Annotated in this window: 27 protein-coding genes; 22 read left to right on the forward strand and 5 right to left on the reverse strand. The window is 41.6% G+C overall.

From position 1 onward, the window contains the following. Positions 1 to 1661, reverse strand: a 1661-nt coding sequence (locus PHP90_RS08940) for a hypothetical protein (RefSeq protein WP_299928442.1), incomplete at its 3' end; no start/stop codon positions are given. 156 nt (positions 1662 to 1817) lie between these two features. On the opposite strand from PHP90_RS08940, the gene PHP90_RS08945 reads away from it, so the two are divergent. The 10 genes from PHP90_RS08945 to PHP90_RS08990 all read left to right on the forward strand — a co-directional run bounded on the left by PHP90_RS08945 (position 1818) and on the right by PHP90_RS08990 (position 11096). Then, positions 1818 to 3872, forward strand: a complete 2055-nt coding sequence (locus PHP90_RS08945) for a TonB-dependent receptor (protein WP_299928445.1) — start codon at positions 1818 to 1820, stop codon at positions 3870 to 3872. 116 nt (positions 3873 to 3988) lie between these two features. After that, positions 3989 to 4186: a hypothetical protein gene (locus tag PHP90_RS08950; RefSeq protein WP_299928448.1), complete on the forward strand. Its 198-nt coding sequence runs from the start codon at positions 3989 to 3991 to the stop codon at positions 4184 to 4186. 34 nt (positions 4187 to 4220) lie between these two features. Further along, positions 4221 to 5465 carry a M48 family metallopeptidase gene (locus PHP90_RS08955; protein WP_299928451.1) on the forward strand — a complete coding sequence of 415 codons (1245 nt, stop codon included), beginning with the start codon at positions 4221 to 4223 and terminating at the stop codon, positions 5463 to 5465. Next, positions 5450 to 6283, forward strand: coding sequence for a peptide chain release factor N(5)-glutamine methyltransferase (gene prmC, locus PHP90_RS08960; RefSeq protein ID WP_299928454.1), 834 nt, complete (start codon positions 5450 to 5452; stop codon positions 6281 to 6283). Before PHP90_RS08955 ends, prmC begins: the two co-directional genes overlap by 16 nt. Next, the gene (locus tag PHP90_RS08965; protein WP_299928456.1) at positions 6276 to 6758 is read left to right on the forward strand and encodes a DUF4149 domain-containing protein; all 483 of its coding nucleotides are present in this window, start codon (positions 6276 to 6278) and stop codon (positions 6756 to 6758) included. The genes prmC and PHP90_RS08965 overlap by 8 nt, the downstream gene beginning before the upstream one ends. Continuing rightward, positions 6755 to 7507 carry an ATP-binding cassette domain-containing protein gene (locus PHP90_RS08970; protein ID WP_299928459.1) on the forward strand — a complete coding sequence of 251 codons (753 nt, stop codon included), beginning with the start codon at positions 6755 to 6757 and terminating at the stop codon, positions 7505 to 7507. Before PHP90_RS08965 ends, PHP90_RS08970 begins: the two co-directional genes overlap by 4 nt. 306 nt (positions 7508 to 7813) lie before the next feature. Further along, positions 7814 to 8926, forward strand: a complete 1113-nt coding sequence (locus PHP90_RS08975) for a hypothetical protein (RefSeq protein ID WP_299928461.1) — start codon at positions 7814 to 7816, stop codon at positions 8924 to 8926. An 87-nt stretch (positions 8927 to 9013) separates the two neighbouring features. Then, complete coding sequence (locus PHP90_RS08980) at positions 9014 to 9820, forward strand: HNH endonuclease (RefSeq protein WP_299928464.1); 807 nt, start codon at positions 9014 to 9016, stop codon at positions 9818 to 9820. Between the two features lie 66 nt (positions 9821 to 9886). Further along, on the forward strand, positions 9887 to 10294 hold the full coding sequence (locus PHP90_RS08985; RefSeq protein ID WP_299928467.1) for a hypothetical protein: 408 nt from the start codon (positions 9887 to 9889) through the stop codon (positions 10292 to 10294). Positions 10295 to 10511: 217 nt separating this feature from the next. Continuing rightward, positions 10512 to 11096, forward strand: coding sequence for a hypothetical protein (locus PHP90_RS08990; RefSeq protein WP_299928470.1), 585 nt, complete (start codon positions 10512 to 10514; stop codon positions 11094 to 11096). Between the two features lie 185 nt (positions 11097 to 11281). Here PHP90_RS08990 and PHP90_RS08995 read toward each other — a convergent pair whose 3' ends face one another. From PHP90_RS08995 to PHP90_RS09010, 4 genes are read right to left on the reverse strand one after another with little or no spacing between them, the layout of a single operon-like run. Next, on the reverse strand, positions 11282 to 11551 hold the full coding sequence (locus tag PHP90_RS08995) for a J domain-containing protein (protein ID WP_299928473.1): 270 nt from the start codon (positions 11549 to 11551) through the stop codon (positions 11282 to 11284). 33 nt (positions 11552 to 11584) lie between these two features. Beyond that, positions 11585 to 12721, reverse strand: a complete 1137-nt coding sequence (gene ftsZ, locus PHP90_RS09000; RefSeq protein WP_299928476.1) for a cell division protein FtsZ — start codon at positions 12719 to 12721, stop codon at positions 11585 to 11587. Positions 12722 to 12739: 18 nt separating this feature from the next. Further along, the gene (ftsA, locus tag PHP90_RS09005) at positions 12740 to 14149 is read right to left on the reverse strand and encodes a cell division protein FtsA (RefSeq protein ID WP_299928479.1); all 1410 of its coding nucleotides are present in this window, start codon (positions 14147 to 14149) and stop codon (positions 12740 to 12742) included. A 1-nt stretch (position 14150) separates the two neighbouring features. Next, positions 14151 to 15617, reverse strand: a complete 1467-nt coding sequence (locus PHP90_RS09010) for a peptidylprolyl isomerase (protein WP_299928484.1) — start codon at positions 15615 to 15617, stop codon at positions 14151 to 14153. A gap of 118 nt (positions 15618 to 15735) precedes the next feature. Between PHP90_RS09010 and PHP90_RS09015 the strand changes: the two genes are divergently transcribed. The 12 genes from PHP90_RS09015 to PHP90_RS09070 form a co-directional block, all read left to right on the forward strand. After that, positions 15736 to 17046: an adenosylmethionine--8-amino-7-oxononanoate transaminase gene (locus tag PHP90_RS09015; RefSeq protein WP_299928487.1), complete on the forward strand. Its 1311-nt coding sequence runs from the start codon at positions 15736 to 15738 to the stop codon at positions 17044 to 17046. 12 nt (positions 17047 to 17058) lie between these two features. Next, positions 17059 to 17940 carry a LysR substrate-binding domain-containing protein gene (locus tag PHP90_RS09020; protein WP_299928489.1) on the forward strand — a complete coding sequence of 294 codons (882 nt, stop codon included), beginning with the start codon at positions 17059 to 17061 and terminating at the stop codon, positions 17938 to 17940. A 26-nt stretch (positions 17941 to 17966) separates the two neighbouring features. Next, positions 17967 to 18887 (forward strand): 16S rRNA (cytosine(1402)-N(4))-methyltransferase RsmH, encoded by a 921-nt coding sequence (gene rsmH / locus PHP90_RS09025; RefSeq protein ID WP_299928491.1) that lies wholly within the window; start codon positions 17967 to 17969, stop codon positions 18885 to 18887. Beyond that, entirely contained in the window at positions 18884 to 19162 is a 279-nt protein-coding gene (locus tag PHP90_RS09030) for a hypothetical protein (RefSeq protein ID WP_299928494.1), read from the forward strand. Before rsmH ends, PHP90_RS09030 begins: the two co-directional genes overlap by 4 nt. Before the next feature lie 178 nt (positions 19163 to 19340). Beyond that, the gene (locus PHP90_RS09035; protein ID WP_299928497.1) at positions 19341 to 20654 is read left to right on the forward strand and encodes a hypothetical protein; all 1314 of its coding nucleotides are present in this window, start codon (positions 19341 to 19343) and stop codon (positions 20652 to 20654) included. Between the two features lie 81 nt (positions 20655 to 20735). Further along, the gene (locus PHP90_RS09040) at positions 20736 to 21101 is read left to right on the forward strand and encodes a type II toxin-antitoxin system RelE/ParE family toxin (RefSeq protein WP_299928500.1); all 366 of its coding nucleotides are present in this window, start codon (positions 20736 to 20738) and stop codon (positions 21099 to 21101) included. Next, positions 21098 to 21271: a hypothetical protein gene (locus tag PHP90_RS09045; RefSeq protein WP_299928502.1), complete on the forward strand. Its 174-nt coding sequence runs from the start codon at positions 21098 to 21100 to the stop codon at positions 21269 to 21271. Before PHP90_RS09040 ends, PHP90_RS09045 begins: the two co-directional genes overlap by 4 nt. A gap of 169 nt (positions 21272 to 21440) precedes the next feature. Then, positions 21441 to 21725: a DUF2018 family protein gene (locus PHP90_RS09050; protein ID WP_299928504.1), complete on the forward strand. Its 285-nt coding sequence runs from the start codon at positions 21441 to 21443 to the stop codon at positions 21723 to 21725. Positions 21726 to 21732: 7 nt separating this feature from the next. Then, positions 21733 to 22137, forward strand: coding sequence for a hypothetical protein (locus PHP90_RS09055; protein ID WP_299928507.1), 405 nt, complete (start codon positions 21733 to 21735; stop codon positions 22135 to 22137). A 17-nt stretch (positions 22138 to 22154) separates the two neighbouring features. Then, the gene (locus tag PHP90_RS09060) at positions 22155 to 23042 is read left to right on the forward strand and encodes a polyprenyl synthetase family protein (protein ID WP_299928516.1); all 888 of its coding nucleotides are present in this window, start codon (positions 22155 to 22157) and stop codon (positions 23040 to 23042) included. After that, on the forward strand, positions 23043 to 24335 hold the full coding sequence (hemA, locus tag PHP90_RS09065) for a glutamyl-tRNA reductase (RefSeq protein ID WP_299928510.1): 1293 nt from the start codon (positions 23043 to 23045) through the stop codon (positions 24333 to 24335). Beyond that, on the forward strand, positions 24335 to 26021 hold a 1687-nt coding region (locus PHP90_RS09070; RefSeq protein WP_299928513.1), incomplete at its 3' end, for a proline--tRNA ligase. The genes hemA and PHP90_RS09070, both read left to right, overlap by 1 nt.

The following is a 26021-nucleotide window of genomic DNA, read 5'->3' on the forward strand; positions in this document are numbered from 1 at the left end:
GTGGTGGACAACGGGGAAGTTGCGCGGTTAAACATAAAGCCGGGTGTGATCGAGAAATCTTCAATATAATAGCTTGGAGTGATCATATACGTAATAATCGTAGAGTCATTATTTAGACTGCTTCGATCGTCTTGACGGGAATATTTAGCCGTTGTTCCGATGTTCCAGGAATTATTGAAATAAACAGCCGAGAGTGAAACGGCATCGGTGCTTGTATCGAGGAAAGCATCCGGTGTAGGTTCATCCGAACTTCTGAGAATATTTTTTTCATAACGTATACTGAGAGGGAGGGTACTGATCCCGGAATATTGGTACCCGACGCTTCCGCGATTGGTTCGGATTGTAGCAAAGAGAGGATTGCTCTCAACATTATTAGCATAACTCGATAGACTCACATCGATATTGTGAACCGATTCAAAATACCTTCCTTGAAGCGTCACGCCCTCTTTATCTCTCTGAAGACCGTCGTTGTCGATGACACGGTAATTACTTCCAAGGTATTCGTAGATAGCATCATACGTAAACTGTCCGTTCAACCCTCCAACTCTGAGTTTGTATGCGCGATCAGTCTCTTTGCCGTACGTATCTGTCGTGTCGGCATCGTAGCGGGAGAGGTCGAATTCACCGTCGACCCCCAGTGTGTCGCCCAGCAATTTTGATCCGACGATAAAGGCGAGAGTATCTCCCCTTCTCGGAGTAGTCATAATCGTGTTAACAGTGGAGTTTCCATCATTGTTCTGCCCGCCGCTGATGTAGAGCGTTTTGACAACGGTATTATAGGCACTGAAGTTTTTAGCCAGTGAAATACCGTAAATGTGATCTTCGGGGCTACCTTCCAACCCTGTTCCACCGTTAAAGCCGCTCACCTGAGAGCTGTTGGCCATAAATGCTCCGAGTGTTATATCTCCGGTCTGGTAATTGATTTTTGCTCCGCGGCGTCCCAGCCCTGAGACGGTTGTAGGCGATTCATCGATGATGATATCTCCCACTTCGGCATTGATATTGGTTCCTTCGGAGGTATAGTCGGCTTTTAAGCGATAGTTGGCGAGATCAATTCCTTTGCTCTGAGGAGAGGCAACGGGGAGACTTTGGTCAAGATAGCGAAAATTTGACTCAAATGATGTTCTCCATTGCCCTTCCTTGATTCCGGTCGATATTCCCAGATTGGCCTGAACCTTACTGTTGGGAATATTCAAATTATCTGTTTTATCGATAACTCCTTCGTAAATAGGAGAGAGGGCTAGATTGGTTGTTGCCTCTTCGAATCGTTCCGTATGGCGAAGGGAAAACGAAAACTCTTGACGTTTTTCTTGTCCTTCGGATGAGAGGTAGACGAGGGTAACCGTATGTTGACCGCTACTGAGGATAGTTATCGGTTGATAATCGATAAATGTATCCGTCCGTGTCGTCATCTGCGTAATATCCGATCCATCAAGCATGACAAAAATGGGAGTCTCTTTGAGAGATGGATCCAGCTGAAAACGCAGAGGAGGTTTTTTGCCGATTGCAACTTCACCTTGTGCCGGAGAGAGGGCTGTAATAGGCGATACGGTATCCTCCCCATAAACGGGCAGTGCTGCAAGGATGATAAATGCGGCTGTTGAGAGTAAAGATCGATTGAATCGAAAGTTTTTTTGATGAGATTGAGATAAGGAGATCATGAGAATCCTTTACCATTTATAATGACTTATGTTTTATTATACTCAAAAATATCTTGAAAATATGATTACATTAACAGCGCATTAACCGATAGAAAGTTCATGAGGATATAGGATAAAATACAAGTACATTAATATCTATCGGTTTTAGGAGACATTTTGATATATCGTCCGCTCATTCTTCTCACCTGTTCATTTTCACTGGCGTGCGCACAAGAGATACTCCAACTGGATAAAATCGAAGTGCACGATACGGTTCAAACCCTCGAAGAACGGAAAGAAAACTCGATTGCAAAACGGATTATCCGTGGGGAAGAGCTGACCCAATACGGGGATCAAAATGCCCTTGAAATTCTCAAAAGAACTCCCGGCGTGACGATTCCGGAAGGAAAAACGAAAAAAGGGGCTCCCGGCAAAGGATATACGGTAGTCCTCATAGACGGCGAGGATGCATCAACCGGCTCAAAACGGAGTCCTAGTCCGTTGGAACAAATATCTCCGGATATGATCGAACGTATTGAAGTAATGACTAACGGTTCGGCTGAATATACGGCTGAAGCGATGGGAGGGATCGTCAATATCGTCCTCAAAAAGCCGAAATCTCAAGGCGCTACAAAGGCCAAATTGACTTTGGGCACCTATAAAGATCGCCCTTTGGCAACACTGTATGCACAAAGAGAAGGAAAAGTTGATAAATTTTCGTATATTGTCAATGCAACCGTAACGGACAATAAAAAATCGGATACGGAAAATATCGATACTTATACTACGTCCGCACAACATGAAATTCGTGATGATAATGCGCACGATAAGATGCTCAATGTGACGACGAAACTGATTTATGCACCTTCGTCAAAAGAGAAATATACTTATGACGGTACACTTTCTCTTAGAAATGCTCAAACGGATACGGATGATATAACATCCGGCTCAACAAATACGGTACGTAAAAATATCGATAAATCACACAGTGTGATGCTTTGGTCCAAAATAGGGGGCGAATATCATCTCTCCGGCACTGAGCTATTGGAATGGAAACTCAAATTTCATCAACATAAAGAAGTTGGAGAGAACTCTTCTGCGGAGATATCCCCGACATCAAGCCTAGAGACTCAAAACGACACTACGTTAATGCGTTTTTATGCTGCAAGTACCGATTATTCGATTTCAAAGGGTGATCATTTTATAAAGACGGGTGCTGAGTTGAAACACGTGTACCAAGATAATGAAGTGCGTCTCAATACGGGAACCGTCTCTGTGGACAATTTGACATTGAGTGAAAATCGAGGCGCAGTGTATGTCCAAGATGAGATCAGTTATGGTGATGATTTGGTTATGACTCCGGGGATTCGATATGAAAATGTATCGCGTGACTTTGGATCGACATCAAAAATTGATTATCTGGCTCCCTCTTTTCATCTGTTGTATAAGCTGACTCCAAATGATAACTTACGTGCAAGCATCGCAAAAACGGTTAGATTGCCGAGATTAAACGATTTAGCCGCTACCTTGGTCAGTTCACTCTATCAAAATGACATTCATCATCCCGATCACATCGGAAATCCGGATCTGAAAGAAGAGCAGGCGCTAAGCTATGAACTCCGGGGAGAACATTTTTTTGGAGAGAACGGGATTGTCAGTATCGGCGGTTTTTATAGAAATATCACCGATAAGATCGAAACTATGACGACATTTGATAGTGGCAGCGGCAGATATCTGGCACGGCCGTACAATGCCGGCAATGGGCAGCTCTGGGGAAGCGAGTTCGAATTGAAAAAGTCTCTTGATGCTCTGGTAGAGGGTTTGGGAATTTTTGCCAATGCAACCTATCAAGACTCCAGTATTACGGTCAACGGAGTAACACGCCCGATCAAACAAACCTCAAATTTTCTTTATAACGTCGGTGTCGATCATACTCTCAAAGCCTATCGGATAACGTACGGCGCCGCGTATCGCTATGTCGGCGGTTATGATGATCCTATCGATGAAAACGGTTTCTCAGAGACGCAAAAAGGGTATGGAGTTTTTGATCTGTATGCGACCAAACGGCTCAATTCCACTTTCAAATTGGGCTTGAATCTAAAAAATATTACGTCAAATACGATTGCTTCGACCTCAAAATATTACGATACATCCGGGACTCTAATCGAAACGCAAATTGATAAAGAACACTCATCGCCGCAAATTTTGCTTTCGCTTGAAGGGCGCTGGTAATTGACGATAAAACAAACCAATATCCAACCTTAAAACGTCAGTTTAGGGGGGATTCATTAACCGTTTCTAGGCTAATATGGTTACTATTCTTACACTATAATCACGAGGAGATATACATGGTAGACAACGAACCGACATTGAGTTCAATTGAGGACTACGACACCCTAAAAGGGCCTAAGAAAAAGATCGTATGGACGGTTATTATCAGCGGATTGCTGATTGGGTTGATTTTCTGGGGAGTAAAGAGCTACTTCGGTAATGTAAATGATTCAATCCATGTAGAAGATTCAATCACTAAAGTACCTGGAAAATGATGGTAAAATTCTCCTTTTTAATCCAAGGAGCTTTATGACTGCCACTATCATAGGAATTTATACGTTTTACATTCTTGTTCGGCTCTACGTGAGTGTAATGCAAATCGGCTACATCAATCAGATCAAGCGCAGAGGCGCAGTTCTGATGGGTGAGCGCGAATATCTGGATGCCGCTAATTATGCTGTAGCAAAAGAAAAACTGGGTATGTTGGAAACGTTTGTCGAATTCGGCCTCTTCTTGATATGGATCGGCGGTTTGATGCGATGGTTGGACGAGGCATTTGCCGTACAAAGTGAAAGTGTTCATGCTATTGCTGTGGTTATGGGAATGGTTCTGATCAATTCATTGGTTCAGTTCCCTTTTGGCTGGATTGCAAAATTCAAAATCGATGCCCAATACGGATTTAACCGCTCTTCTGTGGCACAGTTTGTTAAAGATACCCTGATCAGCACACTCTTGACGATTGTTATCGGAAGTCTGATGGTGTGGATCGTTGCGATGATTATCACCTCGAGTGCATTGTGGTGGCTGTGGACGTTCGTATTTATTTTTGCAGTCGTGATTGCGATCAATATGTTTTTCCCAACTATTCGAGCCCTCTTTTTTGACAAAGTTACCCCTTTGGAAAACCCTGAATTACGAGAGCAGATTGAGACCTTGATGGCTAAAACAGGCTTCGTCAGCAGCGGTGTTTTTATCAGCGATGCGAGCAAACGCGATGCACGGTTGAACGCGTATTTCGGTGGTCTTGGCAAATCAAAACGGGTCGTATTGTTCGATACGTTGATCCAAAAGCTTTCTCCCTCAGAGCTTATCGCCGTATTAGGGCATGAACTGGGTCATTTTGCACACGGCGATTTATACAAAAATATCGCGATGGTAGGGGCAATGCTGTTCGCAATGTTTGCACTTTTCGGCAATCTCCCCGAAACGCTTTATATGGAGCTCGGTGTTGCGCAAAGCCCTCAGATCATCATGATGCTCTTTATCCTTCTCCTTCCGGTCGTCAGTTTTATCATGATGCCGATTATGGGATTGGTTAGCCGCCATAACGAATACGAGGCAGACCAGACGGGAGCGGAACTCGGCGGAGCGGAACATTTGGTCAATGCATTGAAAAAACTGGTTGCTGAAAACAAAAGCTTCCCGCTATCACACCCGTTATACCGATTTTTTCATACGACCCATCCTCCGGTCGTTGAACGTCTTCGCGCTTTGGGTGCGGATATATATGTTCAAATCGATTCGGGATATGCCGATCCATGTCCAAAAGACTAAAAGAGCTTCATGCCGAAGTGACGGCACGACTGGAAGGGGTTGTGGAATCTCCCCGTCGTGAAGCCGAACTTCTGTTGATGGCCTATCTCCAAAAAGATCAGCTCTACTTCATCACCCATCAAGAAGATGAAATGGACGATCAAGCCCCTCGGCTTTTGGAGTGGATCGAAAAACGCAGCCGCAATGTCCCGCTTGAGTATCTCACGAATCGGGTCAGTTTTTACAGCCGTGAGTTTTATATCGATGAGGGTGCCCTTATTCCCCGACCCGAAACGGAACATCTTATTGATGAAGTATTGGCATGTGTTTCAGTCGATGAAGCGATAACCGTTGTCGAAGTAGGGGTAGGGAGCGGCATTATCTCGATTCTTCTAGCCCTTCATCTCCCGAATGCCCGTTTTATCGCCGTTGATATTTCACCTCGTGCCCTTGCCGTCGCACGACGCAATATAGGAGCGTTTGGATTGAGTGATAGGATTGAGTTGCGAGAGGGGGATTTGCTCTCTTGTGTCGATGAAGCAATCGATCTTCTCGTCTCCAATCCTCCCTATATAGCTCAGGATGCTCCATTAGAAAGCAACCTTTCCTATGAGCCTCAAAATGCCCTTTTCGGAGGGGAAATAGGGGATGAAATCATCCGTCGTTTACTCGATGAGGTTTATAATCGTCATATTCCTCTCTTCGTATGTGAGATGGGGTACGATCAACGGCTGAAAGTCCAAGAATATCTTAGACGTTTTGCGGTAAAATCGTTAGATTTTTATACCGATTTAGCCTCGTTTGACCGAGGATTTGTATTAAAGGCAGTTCATGAATAAAAAAGCGCTAGTAGATGTAATCTATCTTTTATTGATCGCAATGACGGCGGGAGCCGTTTTAATCTTGGGTGCATTTGTCGCCGCAGTCGTCTTTCACTCTGAGATGTATTTGACACTTCCGCTTCTCTCCCGATACGAAGAGGGAAAAATCATGGGGGAAATCTTTCGCCGTTTTACCTACTGGGCCTATTTTATGACGGCTGTGATTGCGATATACGAAGTCTCCCGATACAAAGTGATGCAAATCGATAAAATCTCGATCTTGAGCGCTTTGGGCTCGATCGGAACCCTTCTGTTATTCAGTGCAGTCTATACCCCTAAGATTTTGGAATACCAAACGCAAGGCGAAGCGGTGATGATGCAAAACTCTTTTGAATCGTTGCACAAAGCGAGTGAGATTGATTTTAAAATCCTCCTAGTGATGTTATTGATCCTGTTTATTCGCAGAGCCTATATACTGGCGGTGAAAAAATGATCCGCTTTGAAAATGTAACCAAAAGCTTCGGAAAGCGGGAGATTCTAAAAGGGGTAACGCTGGAGATCGAGAAGGGGAAAACTACGGTAATCTTCGGTGTCTCCGGCGGAGGAAAGTCCACTATCATAAAACATATCGTGGGCCTGTTAAAACCTGACAGCGGGACGATTACGGTTGACGGTATCCGTGTCGATAATGCCGATGAGACGACATTACGCGCAATACGCACAAAAGTAGGATTTTTATTTCAAAGCGGGGCGCTTTTTGACAGTATGAACATTCGTGAAAACGTTGCGTTTCCGATGTTAGAACATCAAAAATTAACTCCTAAAGAGTTGGAACGAAAGATCGATGAAAAACTCACGATGGTAGGTCTTGATCCCAAAATCGTCAAATCGCTCTATCCGGAAGAACTCAGCGGCGGGATGCGAAAGCGGGTAGGCCTTGCCCGTACCCTCGCACTGGAACCGGAAGTGATTTTATACGATGAACCGACATCCGGACTTGATCCGGTAACGAGCGATTTCATCACCCAGATGATCAACGGTCTACGTAATGATATCGGTATGACCTCTATTCTCATCAGTCATGATATCTCTGAGAGTTTTAAAGCAGGGGATAATTATGCAATGCTGTTTGATGGTGTAATCGTCGAATCAGGGGATAAACAATCATTTCAAAATTCAACCAATGCGGTTGTTCAGCAGTTTATCCACGCACGCGCCGAAGGGCCGATAGAGTTTCATTAATCTCTTCGTCATTCTCGATCAGATCGGGAATCCTCCTATCCCGTCATTCCGTGCAACGACACGGAATCCAACCTCCTTTTATCCCCCCTAAAGCTATAACTCACTACTATCTTTTAACAAATAAACAGATTTTATATTCACTTATTGAGTTTTCTCGTTCCCAAGTTCCAGCTTGGGAACGAGGGACATAACTATTTTAGTAAATGGATCACAAGTATGGTGGATATAACAAAACTTTGCATTCCAATTTGAAAGCCGTATGAGGTTTCAGATTAGTGAACTCAAGCGAAATATTAAGGAGATCAATTGAAAAATTCTGTAGTAATCACATCGTGGAGTGTTGATGCATTTTTGTGTTTAACAAGTAAACTATACAAGCAGTTGTCAGTTGAACAGATATCAAGAATAGAAAGTTTTATTTCGGCATTTATACTATATGAAACACTTTACGTTAATGAACAATATTCAAATAATGAATTAATTAGTTCATTAAATTTATCAAGTGACAATGCTATCAAATTTATAAAAAAATCTGATCTCAATCACTCAGATGATATGAGGGATCATATCTCTTTTGATGTTGATTTGCACAGAACTTCATTTAAAGAATTATCGGAAGAAAATAATACTTGGCAATATCAACATGATCCGAGTGTGGGTGAATCAATATTCTTTTCTGATTTCATCTATCCAGAAATTCAACAAAGCATTGACTCAAATTTCTATACACATTTAAGACTTTGGCAATGGTGTTTAACTAATGAAATGGCTGAAAAAACTAACAGTGTTTGTATTTTACCAAAATCATTGAACGCTCTAACCCAATACAAAATGAAACAAAACAACCTCGACGAAATCATTTTAAATAATTACCTAAATTATGCTCAATTTCATAATCAAAAATTTATTAAGCTGACAAAAAATCTATCAGATGATTTCATTTCAGAACTTTCGAACATACCTCCATTATTTTCAATCTTTCTTTCTCGTTGTTCTAAAGATGAAGATACTACTTCAGTCTTAATAAAATTAAGGCAAGACTATAAAGAATTTAGAGACTTAAGACATTCATATAGTAAGTCAATTGCTAATTCGAAAACAGTAGCTGAGAAAGTGGAAATAGTGGATGAATGGAATCGTTCTTGGGAAATTCTTTTAGCTGGAGAATTTAAAAAGCCACAACTACTTAAAAGAAAAGTATCTTCAACAGATGTGTCTAATGTAATTATGTCTATAGAAAATTTTGCACCAAAAGTTTTACTAAAACATTTTATTGAGCATAATGAATACAAAAATGTGTATAAAAAATTTCATATCTATTCTGAATTAGATGATGAGATAGGAAAAATGAACAGTGACTTAGGGTTTTTAAATAAACTTTTTGGCGTTGAAAAAATTATACCAATAATAAAAATATAACTAATCAAAGGAGACTAATCAAAAGCCAGCTGGCGGTTTTTTGATTGCTCATTTTATACGTTATCTTACAAAAAGGATATTGAATCCATGTTAGAAGAAATTAAAGGAATCATTTTACAACCATTATCTGGAAAAAAATATTCATGGTCTAATTACAATAGTGATCGTGATGAATTCCTAACTTTCTTTCAAGATATTATTACAAATGAAATTGGCGAATATTTTAATGTAAATCACAATACAGAAGATCTATCTGGCTACCTATTAATACCATATTCAAAACAAAAAAAATGTTTTGGCGCATACTATTTAAATGCTGGAAAAAAATTATCAAATAATCCAGATTTTGAATGGGCATACCACATTGACCATTCAAAAAGCTATAACTTTGTTAAGGAAGTTTCCCAAAGAGATTTAATAGAGGAAGCAAAAAACTATGAACCAGAATTTGAAAAGCAACATGATGGAAATCCTAGCTTATTCCATTATAGGTTGGATGGATTATCAAACGATTATAGAAAATATATAAATAAATTACTTTTAAATACTAATGATTATCCGGAAGGAACAGAAAAACCATGTAAGTATGAAATTAAAATAACTCAGATTCATCGTGATTCAAAGATTAAAGAATGGGTATTAAACGAAGCCAATGGAGTGTGTGAGTGTTGCAACGAACCAGCACCTTTTGAAAAAGATGATGGTTTTCCTTATTTAGAAATCCACCATCTTAAAATGTTAGCAAATGATGGTTCAGACACAGTAGCAAATGCTATCGCAGTTTGTCCAAATTGTCATAGAGAATTACATCATGGAACAAATAAGCAAACAAAACTAGATAATATATATTCTAAAATTTCAAGATTAAAAAAAGAAGATAACAAAACCTCGTAGCCCATAAATGCCCTAACGGTTATTTATGGGCTAGAGTAAACCGTTACACTTATAAGGAGAAAGATTTTGAAAAAAGCTGTAATTGTTGTTGGTAGTCATGGAACTGGAAAAAGTAAAACTATAAATAAATATTTTAAACCTTTAATTGGTTTGTCAGGAAGAGAAAGGAATTTTTCAAGAGGTAGAGTATTATCTCAATCTCTTGAAGAACGAGAAGGGCATGTTCTTTCTCAGTCCTTGGAAGAGAAAGGGCTGAAGTCGGTCAAAGAGTTTATCGAAAAATATGCAAATTTGAACTATCTTGTTTGTGCGGCAAGACCAGATGGAGAAACACCATCACTATATAAAATACTAAAAACAGAATTAGAAACTAAAGGTTTCAATGTATCAACAGTTAGAGTCTTTTCGGGAGAAATGGAAGCATTTTATGAAGATAAAGCACAAGAGATTTTGAATAATTTGCAAATAGTATAACAAATCAAAATATGAAAATATGGGTCAGGCGTTAAATATTAATATTCTATGAATCCCAAAACAAAAAGGTTATTTACGATCTAATCCAGGTAAGGTATTTAAAATTTATTTCACTGCAATTCATTAAAAATTGGTTTTATGGTTGTTGGGATGATGATTAATTTTTACGCCTTACCTGTATAATAGACCCGAATAATAGGCTACTCAAGGAAAAAAAATGGATTGGATGACATTCATAACAAAAATAATTGATTCAATTGCTTGGCCAGCTGCGATTGTTCTAGTTATTTGGTGGCTTAAAAGCCATATCGGACAACTTATCCCATTCACAAAAAAATTCAAATATGGCGATCTAGAGATAGAGTTTGAACAGCAATTAAAAGAATTAAAGAAAGAGGCAGAAGCATCGAAACTTGAGCATGCCACACCAGAACGTGACAGCTCTGAAATGCTCTCGTATCTTAGTGAAACTGCTGATGTATCACCGAGAGCAGCAATAGTAGATGCATGGGTGGGTTTAGAGTTAACGGCGTTTAATTCTGCCGGACAGCTTGGCATTGAAAATAATAAAAGACCAATGCCATTTAGTCGTCTAATAGCAGCTTTAGAGTCAGAAGGTATTATTAAACCAAAAGATAGCAATATTTTGAAAAAGCTCATGCGACTTAGAAACGAAGCGTTGCATTCTCCCAATTTCAACATAACAAAGAAAGAAGCCCAAGAATTTGCTGAGTTAGCAAGAGATATGGCAGATTTAATCGCCGGAGAATGTTTCCAAAAAACTGGAGGTTGTGGTCATTGAAAATCAATACCTTAACTAGGTGTTAGTTCGGATACTTCTTGCGTAGAGGGACACTACTTTTAAATATATTTCTCGCTCCTAAGCTCCAGCTTGGGAGTGTATAGCATTAGTCTGCATTCCCAATGAGGACATTGGGAACAAGGGAAATACCTAACAAATGTATTTGAACGAGAGGCTTTGTCCTCTTATCTTCCCCCAAACTTCTTAGCCCACCACTCTTGCGGGGTGAGGGTCTGTTCTTTTAAAAAGCTTTCTTCGAGATTGTATTCATAGTTGGAACAGTATTCGAGCATTGTGGCGTAGGCTTCATTGATTTGTGTACTCATCGCGTGAGCGGTTTCAGGATCTTCAGGATGTTTGTCGGGATGCCATTGCTGCATCATGGATTTGTAACGGGATTTGATATCGAAGAGGGTGGATTTGTCATGGAGGCCAAGGAGCGTTTTGGCCTTCATGAGGGAGTCAAAGGAGAGCATGGATAGGAAGAATTAGTCTTTTTGCTGACGCATAAACGTCGGTACGTCCAAGAAATCTTCGCTGTAATCGCCGTTGGCTACCATTGCAGGGCGAATAACGACACGAGGTTTTGCGGCAGCTGCGGCAAGTACTTCTTTGTTTTCAAATTCGCTGTTGTTGATTCCCATAGCGGCTTTTTTATCAAAACCGGTAGCAACCAATGTAATGCGGATGAAGTCTTTGTCAAGGTTTGCATCGGTAGTTGTACCGAAGATAACGTCTGCTGATTCATCCACGCTGTTATGGACGACATCCATTGCAGCAGAGAGTTCCATAAACGGAAACTCCGGGTGCATGCTGAAGTGTACCAATACACCGAGAGCACCAGTAACGGACATATTGTCCAAAAGCGGTGATTCGATAGCATTTTTGATCGCTTCGTATGCCGCGTTTTCACCTTTGTATTCACCTACACCCATAAGAGCCAAACCACGGTGGCTCATAACGGTTTTCAAGTCGGCGAAGTCGAGGTTGATGTCATTGTCACCGCTGGCGAGAATAACACCCGATGTACCGCTGACAGCACGTGCAAGAACACTGTCAACAATTCGGAAACTCTCTTTGATACCGAGTTTCGGATCGATGATAGAGAGAAGTTTGTCATTCGGGATAACAACGATACAATCGGATTCATTTTTGAGTTCGTTAAGTCCGTCTTCCGCAAGTTTGAGACGTTTTTTACCTTCAAAAGAGAACGGTTTAGTTACAACAGCGATTGTAAGTGCACCCACTTCTTTTGCGATTTTTGCAATGATCGGAGCCGCACCCGTACCGGTACCGCCGCCAAGACCTGCCGCAACAAACACGATGTCCGCACCGGCTAGGGCACGAGCGAGATCCTCATAGCTTTCAAGCGCTGATTCTTTGCCCACTTCGGGCTTCATCCCTGCACCCAAACCTTTGGTAAGTTTCGCACCCAATTGGATTTTGGTTGCCGCACTTCCTTGTTCCAATACTTGAGCATCCGTATTTGCTATGATTAACTCAATACCCGGAATTGCCTCTCTAAGCATATAGCCGATCATATTTCCGCCGCCGCCGCCGACACCTACTGCTACAATGCGTGCTCCCGTGAGAGTTGTTGATTCTTCAATTGAAAATGGTTCCATGCTTGCTCCTTGACGTGATTAAAATAGTTGAGTTGCCCAATTCCAAAACTTGGAAATCGGGTTTGGTTGATCGGTTTGAGCAGGTTTATTAGACCCGATATTAACCATTTTTTGAGGTTCCGCTTTTTTCTCTTCCTTCAACGGTGGCGGTGTTGAAGCCGCCGCTGGTGGAATAGAAGAAACAGAAGGCTCAAATCGTGGCGCCTCTTCGTGGATTGGATAATGAGCTTGAGATGCTTGAGGCTCTTCGCCTGCATGGCGCATGCGTCTGTTGACGTCTATCTCGTACGGAGTATAGTTGCCTGCCATGTATTTAATCAGTCCGACCGCTCCTGAATAGGAAGGATCTCTGAGGGTATCAAAGAGACCGCCGACATCGGTCGGTTTTGCCAAACGTACCGGCATGTTGTCTAAGATAGCGACTGCAAGTTCGCGAAGACCTTCAATTTTGGTAAAACCACCGGTAAGAACAACACCGGCTCCCATATGGTCTTTGAGACCGCTCTTCTCGATTGATTGAGCGATAATCATCAGTGTCTCTTCGACACGTGCATAGATAACGTTGTGAACAACTTCCAGAGAAACTTCATGAGTAGATGTTTCATCGCCGATAACCGGAAGTTCGATCAAATCATTGCTAGGTGCATAGAGTGAACCGTAGCTGATCTTGACGTTATCCGCTGTATGAAGAGGCGTATGCAATGCCATCGATAAATCGTTGGTGATATGGTTTGAACCGACACCGAGGAAATCGTTGTAGCGGATTGCATGGCCGGAGTGAATAACGATGTTGCTCGTATTACCACCCATATCGACAACGGCTGCTCCGAGTTCTTTTTCATCGTTGTTCAAAACGGCGATAGCTGATGCGTAACCGCTGAGTACAACACTCTCGACATCGACACCCGCAGCTTTGACCGCTTTGCGCAAATTGTTGAGATTGGATTTTTGGGTCGTGATGATATGGGTTTCAACTTCAAGACGTGAAGCATTCATTCCCAAAGGATCTTCAATGAAATCTTGGTCATCGACTTTGAAGTTGTACGGGAGGGCATGCAGTACTTCAAATTCGTTAGGGATATTGGCATTGTAAAGAGACGTATGCATGACACGTTGAATCTCATTAAGAGTAATCTCTTTATTTGGGATATTGACGATACCGCTGGAATTGAGACTTTTAGTGTACGCACCGGAGATGGTTACGACAGCACTGCGAAGCTCAGTACCCGCAACCCGTTTAGCATCATTCAACGCGCTCTTGATCGATTTGGATGCAAGCTCGATATTGGTGATACTTCCTTTGCGAAGACCTTGTGCTTTTGAGATACCGGCTCCGATTATTTGTGCAACGTTATCGTCATCGATTTCCGCGATGAGCGCACAAACTTTTGTTGAGCCGATATCAATGGCTAAAACGGTTCGTTTCAAATCAAATCCCCTCTACATAGATTTCAACTGGGTACTTGCTCTCAAGTGCTTTGATCAGCCCTTGATCCAACAAGCTCCCTTTGAGCTTGAGCACGGTGTTTTCATCCGCTATTGTTTTGTCTTGAAGCAACTTTTGTTCCAAAACGTTATAGATTATAACATTTCCGCTCTCGAGGGTAATAAAACCTTGTTTTTGTTTGGATGTGAAAAGTTTTGTGAGGAATTCTGATCCCTCAGTACTGCTCAACCCGGCTAATTTGGCACCATCTGCATGGGTGACGAAATCACTGGTTGTCCCTGTGAATGTTTTATAACTGTTTTGGGCTAACTCTTGGAGTTTGGTTTTTTTCGCTTCGTTAAGATAGAGTGCACTAACATCTGTTTTTGCCTCTTCAAATGTTTTGGTGCGGGCCGGGTTTATCTTTTCAAGTTTGACAATGATGTATTCATTTCCGTTTTTACGCGGTTTAAGATACGGTTTTTGATCGTCCATCGTCAGAATCTCTTTGGTTAATTCAGGGCTAAACGGTGAAGATGAAGCTGTAATAGTGGCTTTTTGTGCAACGATTCCGGATTTCAAAGCACCTTTTTTATAATCAATGTAAAGACGAAGAGATTCTTTTTCCGTTGCTTTATCACTCAATGCGGCAACAATTTGTCCTTTAGCTTCGGCAAGAGAGAGAACTTTTCCGGTATTGTCTTTTAGCAGCTGGCGGTTCATATCATAATAATCACTGATCTCTTTTTCACTCGGAGATACGGATTGATGCGTTTGTGTTACGTAGGCGACCTCATAGCTTGGTTCTGTTTTAAACTCTTTCTGGTGTTTTTCCCAGAATGCTTTGAGCTCTGCATCATTTGCAGTGAGGGTGATCATACTGGGTGTAAGCACTTTATAGTTGATTTTATCTGAAACACCCAAGGCACTTTCAAAAGCTTTTTGTTCGAGAGGTTTTGTTCCTGATGCGAGAAGATAGAGTGTTTTCTGAATCAAAAGGTCTTTTCGCATCAACTCTTCGTATTCTTTAATGGTTAAATGATTTTGTTTTAATGTCTCTTCATAGATGCTTTTGCTAAATGTACCGTCTTTTCCAAAACTAGGCTGAGACTTAATAACGTTCAATAATTCCGTATCGGTGACAATGAGGCCATAGCTTTTGGCAAGATTGAGAATAAGAGCCTGATTGACAAGCTGATGAAGGGCCTGACGTTGAAGACCGAATTGTTTAGCCTGTTTTTCGTCAAACTTCCCTTGGAAAAGCTGATTGTATTGGTTAAAAAGGTTGGAATAGCTTCTTTGCAGTTCAGCAGCAGTGATGGAAACATCTCCGACTTTGGCAACAGCGCCGGATTTGTTTCCGTAACTGTATTGTCCCCATCCGACGAATCCGGCTCCGATAAAGGCAATGGTGGAGATCCAGATCGTAATGACCAGGTATTTTCGGTGGCGTTGCATCCAAGTAATCATATTAAACGATCCTATTGTAAAATTCAGATATTCTATTCAGTTTACCATTAAACTTGGATGAAAATAGTATACGACTAACACATGTTATCATATTATAACTCAATTAAAGAGGTTTTGGATGAATAATTTAGAGATGTCAAGCCGTGATTTAAACGTTTTATGGCATCCATGCACACAAATGAAAGATCACGAAACGATTCCGCTCGTCCCTATTTCAAAAGGGGATGGAATTTATCTGTACGATTTTGACGGGAACCGCTACATCGATGCAATAAGCAGTTGGTGGGTCAATCTCTTCGGCCACTGTAATCCCTATATCAACGGAAAAATTATTGATCAGCTTTCCAGACTCGAACATGTAATTTTGGCGGGTTTTACCCATGAGAGTGTTATCCGTCTGTCTGAACGTCTTGTCGCTCTTTCCCCTCAGGGGCTAACACGCTGTTTTTATGCGGACAATGGTTCGAGTGCAATCGAAGTGGCTTTGAAAATGAGCTATCATACCCATAGAAACCGGGGAGAAGATCGGAGTTTATTCGTCTCTCTCAGCGACAGTTATCACGGGGAAACGCTTGGGGCTCTTTCCGTCGGAGATGTTGCCCTCTATAAAGAGACGTATGAGCCATTATTAATCCGTGCAATTCAAACTCCCTCACCCAAAGATCAGACAACGGAAGCGGCGATCGAAGCTGCAATAGCATTTCGAAATCTGTTGCAGGAACGGGGAACGGAAATTGCGGCATTGATCGTGGAACCGTTGCTTCAAGGGGCAGGGGGGATGAAGATGTATCACCCTTTATTTCTCACGGAAGCCAAAAAAATCGCTCAGGAATTCGGTGTTCATTTTATCGCCGATGAAATATTGGTCGGATTTGGCCGGACGGGGAGCATGTTTGCATGTGAACAAGCGGAAATCACCCCTGATTTTCTTATTCTTTCAAAAGGGCTTACCGGCGGATATCTTCCATTGTCGGTTGTTATAACAACAGAAGATATTTACGGTGCATTTTATTGCGATTATGATCCTGCCCGCTCTTTTCTGCACTCACACAGTTATACCGGAAATGCTCTCGCTTGTGCCGCGGCCAACGCGACTTTGGATATATTTGAAAACGATAGTGTGATAGTAAAAAATCAAGAAACGATAGCCTATATGGGAGAACAGCTGAATCGTTTTAGAGTGTTTGACTGCGTTAAAGAAATTCGTCAATGCGGCATGATCGCTGCGATCGAATTGCAGGGATTTGAACCCGGTGAGCGAATCGGCTTGAAAATACATCAGCACTGTTTAGAAAAAGGGGTTTTAATCCGTCCGTTGGGGAGTGTCATCTATGTTATGCCCCCCTATATCATCACTCCCGAAGAATTAAAAGATGTTTTTGATGCGATTGAGAGCGCTTTGAGAATGATTTGTGCTAGCAATACGTAGGGAGAACGAACTATGTTTACATTACGTCAGTTGGAAATTTTTGTTGCAATGGCTCAATCGACCCGCGTCATTGATGTCGCAGAGCAATTAGGTATGAGCCCATCAGCCGTTTCCATGGCGGTGCGTGAACTTGAAAAAGAGTTGGGAGATGTACTGTTTGAGCGGATAGGGAAACGGTTGATGCTCAATGAGCGGGGACGCTATTTTTTTGAAAATTCCGAAGCAATTTTGGAACGGTCACAGCAGTTATACGAGCACTTCCGAGCCGATTTAAGCGGTGGGCATCTGTACATCGCTGCGAGTGTCACGATCAGCAACTATCTCCTACCCAAATGGATAGGGAACTTTCGATCTACACATGAACAAGTGAGAGTGTCGCTCAAAACCGCCAACAGTACCGATGTTATCAATATGATACGCGAAGGAATTTGCGATTTAGGGTTTATCGAAGGGCATTTCAATGATGGAGAACTTGCATATGAGTCGTTGATGACCGATGAACTGGTGGTAGTCGGGAATGATCCGAGTCTTGCCGAGCGAGACTATTTTATCGATGAATTAGTCCGAAAACGGTGGATTTTACGCGAACGCGGATCGGGAACCCGAGAAATCTTTCTTTCTCAAATCGCTCCGATCGATAAAGAGCTGAATATTGATATGGAATTTGAAAATAATGAGGCGATAAAAGGGTATTTGTTGAATGACAAACAAGCATTGTCGTGTCTGCCTCGCATCAGTATCGTCGAAGAGCTCAAAGAGGGGAAAATGTTTGAGGCCCGAATCAAAGCTCACAGCTTTAAAAGAGAATTTCGGATGGTCTGGCGTCAAGAGAAGACAATGAGCCGTATCCTCAACGATTTTAAACGATATGTTAGTGAGCTTAAGCTATCATAATGGATAATAAAACCAAAGGTAGCCCAGTGCAGGAAACGCCTCATATCCCCGTTCTTTATCGCGAAGTCATCGACGCATTTGCTCCATGTGAGAATGGGATAGTCGTCGATTGTACGATGGGATACGGCGGACACTCGTCGCTATTGCTCGATAACAAACCATCACTTTCGTTGATCGGTATCGATCAAGATCCGACGGCAATTGCCTTTTCATCGGAGCGACTTGCTCCTTATGGAGATCGTGTAGAGATACGTCAAGGGCGTTTTTCAGAGGTTGCGGCAGAGGTAATGGGCGAAAAGAGCGATAAAGTTTGCGGGATTCTGGCCGATATCGGAGTTTCCTCTTTGCAGCTTGATCAACGCGAACGGGGTTTTTCGTATGAAAGCGATACTCTCGATATGCGGATGAACCCCAATGCAGAGCTCAGTGCGTCCGAGGTTGTCAATGAATACTCTCAGAGTGCATTGGAAAACATTTTACGTGAATACGGCGAAGTGACCAATGCCCGAAAAGTGGCGGAGACGATTGTTCATCGCCGACCGTTTTCTTCGGCAAAAGAGCTTTCTCAGGCAATTTTTCACCTGATGCCCAAAGGCAAAAAAATTCACCCCTCTACCCTCGTGATGCAAGCGGTTCGGATCGAAGTTAATGATGAATTGGGTGAATTGACCCGATTGCTGGATGCGATTGAATCGTCCGCGATCAAACATCTGCGCGTTGCGATCATTACGTTCCACTCGCTAGAAGACCGGATCGTTAAAAACCGCTTTTCAAGATGGTCAAAAAACTGTATCTGCCCCGATGATGCGATGCGATGTACCTGCGGAAACAATCACTCCATCGGAAAAGTGATTACCAAAAAACCGCTAACTGCACAGGACGATGAACTCCGTGCCAACTCACGAAGCCGAAGTGCAAAATTACGAATATTTGAGATAAAACGATGAGCGAAAAGCACGATATTTTAGAAGAGACTCAGCATATCATCTCTCCTGATGAATCAATGGGACCGATTTTTTTACGAAATGTTTTTGTCGGTATGTTTTTAGTATTGGTGGTAGTTTTTCCTAAAATTTTTATCAACACTCAGATCTATTTTAAAAGCCGTGAGATATCAACACTTACGCATGAACATGATTCTCTGTTAGAAGAAAATCGTCTCATTAAAGCCAAGGTTGAAGCTATGAAATATAAAAGTCAGATTTCGGATACGCTCTTCTAAAATTTCTCTCCCGTCATTTCGTACTTGATACGAAATCTATCTCCTAAAAGTATTTGCTTTTTCAATAATTTTTAGCTATTCTGTTTAGACAAAATAAAACAGGGTATGAGAAAATTGATGACAGAAGCTAACCTCATGTCCGCTAGTCAACTTTATAAAATTAAGTACAAAATATATAATGTCTAATTGGGTATGGCGTTCAACGGAAGCTTCCCGTGAAGAAAATAAAGTTTCAATATTGGCGATAGTTGAGACACTTTTTTTTGTATTTTTGACGTGGGGCGTAGCCTTTTATTACAATTTTTATTATTACCTGTTTGTTCCTCTTATTTTAACCCCTTTTTTAATGTTGAAAACACCGGAATCTGTAGAGCAATCTCATCGTATGTTTTTATATATAATTGATGCTAATATAAAATCATATTTGGTTTGGAGTATTATCATTTTAGCTATAGGATTAGGACTATTTATTGTATTTTTTTTATTTTCAGAATCATTAATTACAATGAGTCAACAAATAATATTTTATACAATCATAGTTTTAACAATTATCTTTTCTATTTTGTATATGTCCATTTTTCGTATTTTTAATACGGATAAATATGTAGATGAAGAAAGTATCGATGATGAATCTATGCCTCTGTATATTGGTTTTTTTCTTAGTATATTGATGCTTCCACTTGCAATAGGTACCTTGCTTCGTAGTGTAGTAGTTAAAATTTTGTCTACAATATATATCTTTTCAATACATCCATTTTATACTTTATCAAATCTCACTTCTAATTGGAACGAACAAATTTTAGTGAATGATATTTTCTATACTCCTGAGTTATTACCAGATATAGGAATTCATAAAAAAACACTTCAATTATTTGGATTAATTCATTCGTTAAAAAATACTAATAATGCAACGATAATAGCAAGTTTTGCCTTGATTCCATTTTGGTCATTGGCCTATTTGTATCGTTGGAGTATAAAGTCAACCGCATGGTTTTATTGGCCTTTGGCTTTTGTATTTAATAAAAGACCGCTGGAAGATAAAATAAAAGGTAAGACAGGTGTCGATGATCAAACAAATCCATTAACACTAAAAGGGCATATAGTTATCAGCGTAATGTTATTGATCTATTTTATGGGGTCAATTGTTTCATTGGATAAGCTAGGGAATATTGAATCAAGTGCGGAAGTTATAGTTGAATTATTCCGCTCAATTTCAATAAATCACCCTATTGTAAAGACAATAATTCAGCCAGACACATGGTGGCTTGTACTGAGTGCGACACTAATATATTTTATGCTGTATGGATTTAGCAGTGTACAACAACATCGTCGATCTCATAATAACCCTGAATTTTCTGATAAGTTTAATATCATCTTGCATTGGTTTATCCGTTTGAAGAATGTATTATGGATCGTATTTTTTGCTATCAATTTATTTTTTATTGCTAATCAGCACGTGTGGCCTATGCTTTTTGACTTTGTAAAAAGATAATTAAGCGTAAGTCAAATAGAATGAATGAAAATAAACTGATTCAGGGTACAATATATTTCAACATTTTCAAATGAGGTTTCTTTGCCGAATCAATATAAGGTACAGTTTGTAGAACTCGAAAATGGTCGTCAACCATTTGTAGAGTTTATTGATTCGTTGAGTCAAGAGGTACAATCAGAAATTTTTGCAACGATTGACGATTTTATCTATAAAAAAAATAATTCTTTGAAAATCAAAGAAAATCTTTCTAAAGCATTGGAAGATGGAATTTTTGAGCTTAGAACAACATTTGCAGATGGAATTGCACGTACACTTTACTTTTACGTTAGTGGAAAGCGTGTTATAATTACACACGGATTTATAAAAACGACACAGAAAACCCCGCGTAAAGAAATAGACCGCGCAAAAGCGCTTCGTTCAGCTCATACAGAAAAGGAGAGCAAATGACGAATTATGAACAATTAAAAGCAAAAAAAATGGAAAGCGCAACATTTAAAAGATTTTATGATCTAGCAATGGGGCGAAAAAAACGAGGAATTACGGTTTCAAGTAGAAAAATAGGGCGCGTTTTAACTCCTAAAAATCCTCCTCTTTCCGATCAGCTAAAAGCTATTTAAAACTTAACCTTCTTAGAGCATCAATTTCTTGATGCTCATTTCCAAACTCTCCTATAATTCATTAAATATTCATCTTTTCCTTCTATATTTTTTTCTCTAACTCTTTTTTTACAGACCTAAGAATTCAGATGGTATAATCGCCCTCTTAAATTGATACTTTGGAGATACGATGTATAATTTGTTTGAAGACGAAGACGATATTTTCCAAGGTTCGCCGAAAAGTAAGTTTATTGATATCGTTTACAATGCAAATCGCGACCTGGTTCAGAATGAGTTAGAGCGTTTGATGACGCGTATGGCGGCTATGGAACTTATGCTGCAAGAAGCACACGGCGAAGATGCAATAGATCGTATCCTTAAAACGATGCAGTTTGAACGCGCGGATGAAGTCGATATGATGGCAAAAAATCTTTACATCATCTCTGTTGGAAACGTTTTAACTCAAAACGAGTAAGCATTAGGTGAAAAGGTATTTTGTATTTTTGTTGCTGAGCAGCGGGTGGTATCTGCACGCTGCTCCGTGGAGAGAATTAAAAAATTTTAATCTGAAAAAAGACCAAACGGCTATCGTATCGGTCAAAACCGAAGGCTTGGATCGTAATTTGAGCTTTCGTTGGACCCTCTATACTGATAAAGCTCTGGTGGTTCATGAGAAGTTTGATCGGATTGTGGGACAGCATATTTTATATGACGGACACAATGACAGCTTCAGAAAACGTCTATTACCGCCTAAAAACAGTGAATTAGACGTACCGTATGCCCTTGTGGTATTTAAAAAATACGACGAAACCAATCAAACCGTGCAGTTTGATCTGCTGCTGTTTGACAAAGAGAGTCGGGTAAAATTGGATTATTTAACGAAATGAGTATAAAGTAGGGTATGTTGGAACGGGTAGAAGCGATAATAGGGCAATTAGTAGACGAAGTCGGATACGCAAATGCAAGTGAACTGTTCGCTACACTTTCAGGCGGTAAACGGCTTCGCGCCCGTCTGATTTTGACGATTGCCCCTGCGGCTCCTACTGCACCGCTGCTCGGTGCGATTGTCGAGCTGATCCATGCGGCAAGTTTGCTTCATGACGATGTTATCGATGAAGCGATGCTCCGTCGAGGTGTACCGTCTGTGAATGCTACGCACGGAAGTAAAGTTGCGATCATGCTCGGAGATATTCTTTATTCCAAAGCATTTAGTGAATTGACCTCGTTCGATCCTTCTATCGCCCGTGCTATTGCCGAATCGGTTACGAAACTCTCTGTTGGGGAGATGATGGATGTTGAAATGGCAACGGCGTTCAATACTGATCGGGACCTTTATCTGAAAATGCTGTATCTCAAAACGGCTACATTGATCGAATCATGTGCATTCAGTGCGGCTGTTTTGGCGGGCGAAGATGCAAATGCCTATGCAACGTACGGCAAAAATCTGGGATTGGCGTTTCAGATCGTCGATGATATTTTAGATATTACGGCAGATGAAGCGACACTCGGAAAACCTTCTCTCAATGATTTTTCGGAAGGGAAGGTCACTTTGCCGTATATCGATTTGTATGAACGTTTGAGCGATGAGGAGAAAGCACGCCTTGTCGGCAGTCATTGTAAAGTCTTAAATGAGGATGAAAAAGTGTGGATTCGATCCAAAATGGATGAATTTAAAATTATTGAACGCTCATACGGCTATGCCCGTGCATTATGCGATGAGGCAATCGAGGCAATCGGCGATAATGCGTCCTTGCGCGCTATCATTGAAACCGTTATTCAGAGAAATCATTAAATGCACTATTTGATTATCAGCTTTTCGCATAAAAACTCTACCATCGCCATACGTGAGAAACTCGCTTTTGTGGATGAAATCCAACAGCTCAAATCGATGGAAAAACTCAACAGTTCTCCTGCCATCAGCGAATCGATGATCCTCTCCACCTGTAACAGGGTTGAGATCTTTTGCAGTTGCAACGATACCGAAGCTGCCAGCGAAGCGGTGTTTGAACTGTTGTGCAGCCGTTCGGGTATGTCGCGTGATGATCTGCACGGACGCGCCGATATTTTTGATGATGAGGGATGTATCCATCACCTTTTCAGTGTTGCGAGTTCATTGGATTCGATGGTTGTGGGTGAGACCCAAATTGCCGGTCAGCTCAAGGATGCGTTCAAACTTTCTCAGGAAAACGGATATTCGGCGCAAAAACTTTCCCGTGCCATGAACTACGGGTTCAAATGTGCCGCAGAAGTGCGCAATGCAACCAATATCTCTTCTAAACCGGTTTCTGTGGCGAGTGTAGCCGTGGCAAAAGTCAAAGAGAGTGTCGGTGATTTAAACGGTAAAAAAGCATTGGTCATCGGTTCAGGTGAGATGTCGGTTATCACGTGCAAACACTTGAGTGCCCAAGGGGTGGAAGTGACCCTGATGAATCGGACATTCGAGAAAGCCGAAGCAATCGCTGTAGAATGCAATGCAAGGGTGCGAGCGTATGAAGAGCTTGCTTATGCGATCAATGAAAATGAACTTTTGTTTACCGCGACCGGATCACTTCAGCCGATTATTACCGAAGAGATGGTGAAACCGTGTTCGTATGATCGCTATTGGTTTGATATGGCGGTTCCGAGAGATATCGAATGCGATCCTGAGATTTGGGGAATTCATCTCTTTAGTGTGGATGATCTGAAAGAGATCGTGAACGAAAATATTGCGTTGCGTGAAGATGAAGCAAAACTCTCGTATGTCATTATTCGGCGTCATGTTGTCGGATTTTTTGAATGGCTGAAAACCCTCTCGATTGAGCCGCTTATCAAAAGTATGTATGTTAGAGCGTATCGAGCGGCAGCAAACGAGACGGCGCGTGTAATCGAAAACGGATACATCCCACAAGAGCATGCGGATGCGGTTCAAAAAGCGACAGAACAAGCTTTGAAACGTTTTTTACATCCGTTTGCCCAGCGTATGCGCGACGGTTCGGATGCGATGCGTGTAGATGCTCTGATCGAATCGATGAGTTTTTTAATGGAACAAGACGAAGGCGAAGAGATGAGCCAAACCAGTTGTAAATATTACCCAAAAGGAAAATAATGCGTTTTTCAAAAGCCTATATCCCGACGACAAAAGAGTCTCCGAAAGATGCTCAACTTCCGAGTCATATCTATCTTTCCCGAGCAGGATTCGTAGCACAGGTCGCCAGCGGTCTGTATAACTTTTTGCCGTTGGGAAAACGGGTACTTCGTAAAATTGAGAACATTATTAATGAAGAGATGTCCGCGTGCGGGGCATTAGAAGTGGATTTGAGCTTTGTTACACCGGCTGAGTTATGGCAAGAGAGCGGACGGATTGAAAAATTTGGTAAAGAGTTGCTCCGTTTCCGCGATCGCAAAGACAACCTTTTTGTTCTCGGACCTACCCATGAAGAGATGATGGTAAGTATCGTCCGTAATCGTGTTACGAGCTACAAACAGCTTCCGCTCAATGTCTATCAGGTAAAAACCAAATTCCGTGACGAAGCCCGTCCGAGATTCGGGCTCATGCGTGCTCGTGAATTTGTGATGAAAGACGGTTACAGCTTCCATTCTTCGACTGAGGATTTGGATCGTGAGTTTGATGCGATGGAAGCGGCGTACAAACGCATTTTAGAGCGTTTGGGGCTTAACTTCCGCATTGTAGAAGCCGACAGCGGGGCAATCGGCGGTACGGGTTCTAAAGAGCTGATGGTATTGGCCGATAGCGGTGAAGATACGTTGGCGGTTTGTGATACCTGCGAATACGGTGCCAATGTCGAAGCGGCACGCCGCGCACCGCGCAGTGTGATCCCTGAAGCGCCACAGGCTGATTTTAACCGTTTTAAAACGCCGAATGTCAAATCGATCGAAGATTTGAGCAACTTTTTCCATGTCGATCCGTATTACACGCTTAAAGCGGTGGTAATGCGTGCCGTTTATACGGAGGGGAGCGAACCGGTATGCTTCTTTATCCGCGGATGCGATGAACTCCAAGAGGTAAAAGCCCGTAACAGTGTCGGTGCGATCGATTTGGTCGATATCAGTGAAGCTGAACTGGTCGAAATCGGTTTGGTGCCGGGCTTTATAGGACCGTTGGATCAGGATAAAATCCGTTTTGTTATGGACAATGACACCCGTAATGCTGCCTCGATGATTTGTGGAGCAAACGAAGCGGATTACCATTTCGTCGGTGTTGATCTGAGCGTTATGAATGAAGCACCGTTTGCAGATTTGGTAACCGTACAGGTGGGGGATGGATGCCCTCATTGCGGCGGTAAGATGGAACATACAAAAGGGATCGAGGTCGGACATATTTTCAAACTCGGCACGGTCTATTCCGCACCGCTGAAAGCCGAGTATCTGGATGAAAACGGCCGTTCTCAGCCGTTTATCATGGGAACCTACGGGATGGGTGTCAGCCGGCTCGTCGCTGCGGTAATCGAACAGCATCATGATGAAAAAGGGTGTATCTGGACCCATGCAACGGCTCCGTATCTGGTTAATGTTATGGTTTCGAATATAAAAGAAGAGTCCCATATGGCGTATGCGGAAGAGTTGTATGCTTCGTTGCAAAAATGCGGAATCGAGACGATTTTGGATGACCGTAAAGAGCGGTTCGGATTTAAAATGTCGGATGCAGAATTGATCGGGTTTCCGTTCACGGTTATTGTCGGTAAAGAACTTGAAAACGGTTTGGTGCAAATTATGATTCGTGCCACGCGCGAGATCATTACCGTTGAAGCGGCAAATGTCTTAGAAAAAATCC

This window comes from Sulfuricurvum sp., from assembly GCF_028712165.1.
Lineage (GTDB): Bacteria > Campylobacterota > Campylobacteria > Campylobacterales > Sulfurimonadaceae > Sulfuricurvum.

Bases quoted from the DNA above. Each gene is read 5' to 3' on its own strand.
- PHP90_RS09035 (WP_299928497.1), top strand. From the start codon at position 19,341: ATGTCTAATTGGGTATGGCGTTCAACGGAAGCTTCCCGTGAAGAAAAT.
- PHP90_RS08950 (WP_299928448.1), top strand. From the start codon at position 3,989: ATGGTAGACAACGAACCGACATTGAGTTCAATTGAGGACTACGACACC.
- PHP90_RS08990 (WP_299928470.1), top strand. From the start codon at position 10,512: ATGGATTGGATGACATTCATAACAAAAATAATTGATTCAATTGCTTGG.
- PHP90_RS08980 (WP_299928464.1), top strand. From the start codon at position 9,014: ATGTTAGAAGAAATTAAAGGAATCATTTTACAACCATTATCTGGAAAA.
- PHP90_RS08970 (WP_299928459.1), top strand. From the start codon at position 6,755: ATGATCCGCTTTGAAAATGTAACCAAAAGCTTCGGAAAGCGGGAGATT.
- PHP90_RS09030 (WP_299928494.1), top strand. From the start codon at position 18,884: ATGAGCGAAAAGCACGATATTTTAGAAGAGACTCAGCATATCATCTCT.
- PHP90_RS09015 (WP_299928487.1), top strand. From the start codon at position 15,736: ATGAATAATTTAGAGATGTCAAGCCGTGATTTAAACGTTTTATGGCAT.
- PHP90_RS09050 (WP_299928504.1), top strand. From the start codon at position 21,441: ATGTATAATTTGTTTGAAGACGAAGACGATATTTTCCAAGGTTCGCCG.
- PHP90_RS08955 (WP_299928451.1), top strand. From the start codon at position 4,221: ATGACTGCCACTATCATAGGAATTTATACGTTTTACATTCTTGTTCGG.
- PHP90_RS08995 (WP_299928473.1), bottom strand. From the start codon at position 11,551: ATGAAGGCCAAAACGCTCCTTGGCCTCCATGACAAATCCACCCTCTTC.
- PHP90_RS08965 (WP_299928456.1), top strand. From the start codon at position 6,276: ATGAATAAAAAAGCGCTAGTAGATGTAATCTATCTTTTATTGATCGCA.
- prmC (WP_299928454.1), top strand. From the start codon at position 5,450: ATGTCCAAAAGACTAAAAGAGCTTCATGCCGAAGTGACGGCACGACTG.
- ftsZ (WP_299928476.1), bottom strand. From the start codon at position 12,721: ATGGAACCATTTTCAATTGAAGAATCAACAACTCTCACGGGAGCACGC.
- PHP90_RS09020 (WP_299928489.1), top strand. From the start codon at position 17,059: ATGTTTACATTACGTCAGTTGGAAATTTTTGTTGCAATGGCTCAATCG.
- PHP90_RS09045 (WP_299928502.1), top strand. From the start codon at position 21,098: ATGACGAATTATGAACAATTAAAAGCAAAAAAAATGGAAAGCGCAACA.
- hemA (WP_299928510.1), top strand. From the start codon at position 23,043: ATGCACTATTTGATTATCAGCTTTTCGCATAAAAACTCTACCATCGCC.
- PHP90_RS09010 (WP_299928484.1), bottom strand. From the start codon at position 15,617: ATGATTACTTGGATGCAACGCCACCGAAAATACCTGGTCATTACGATC.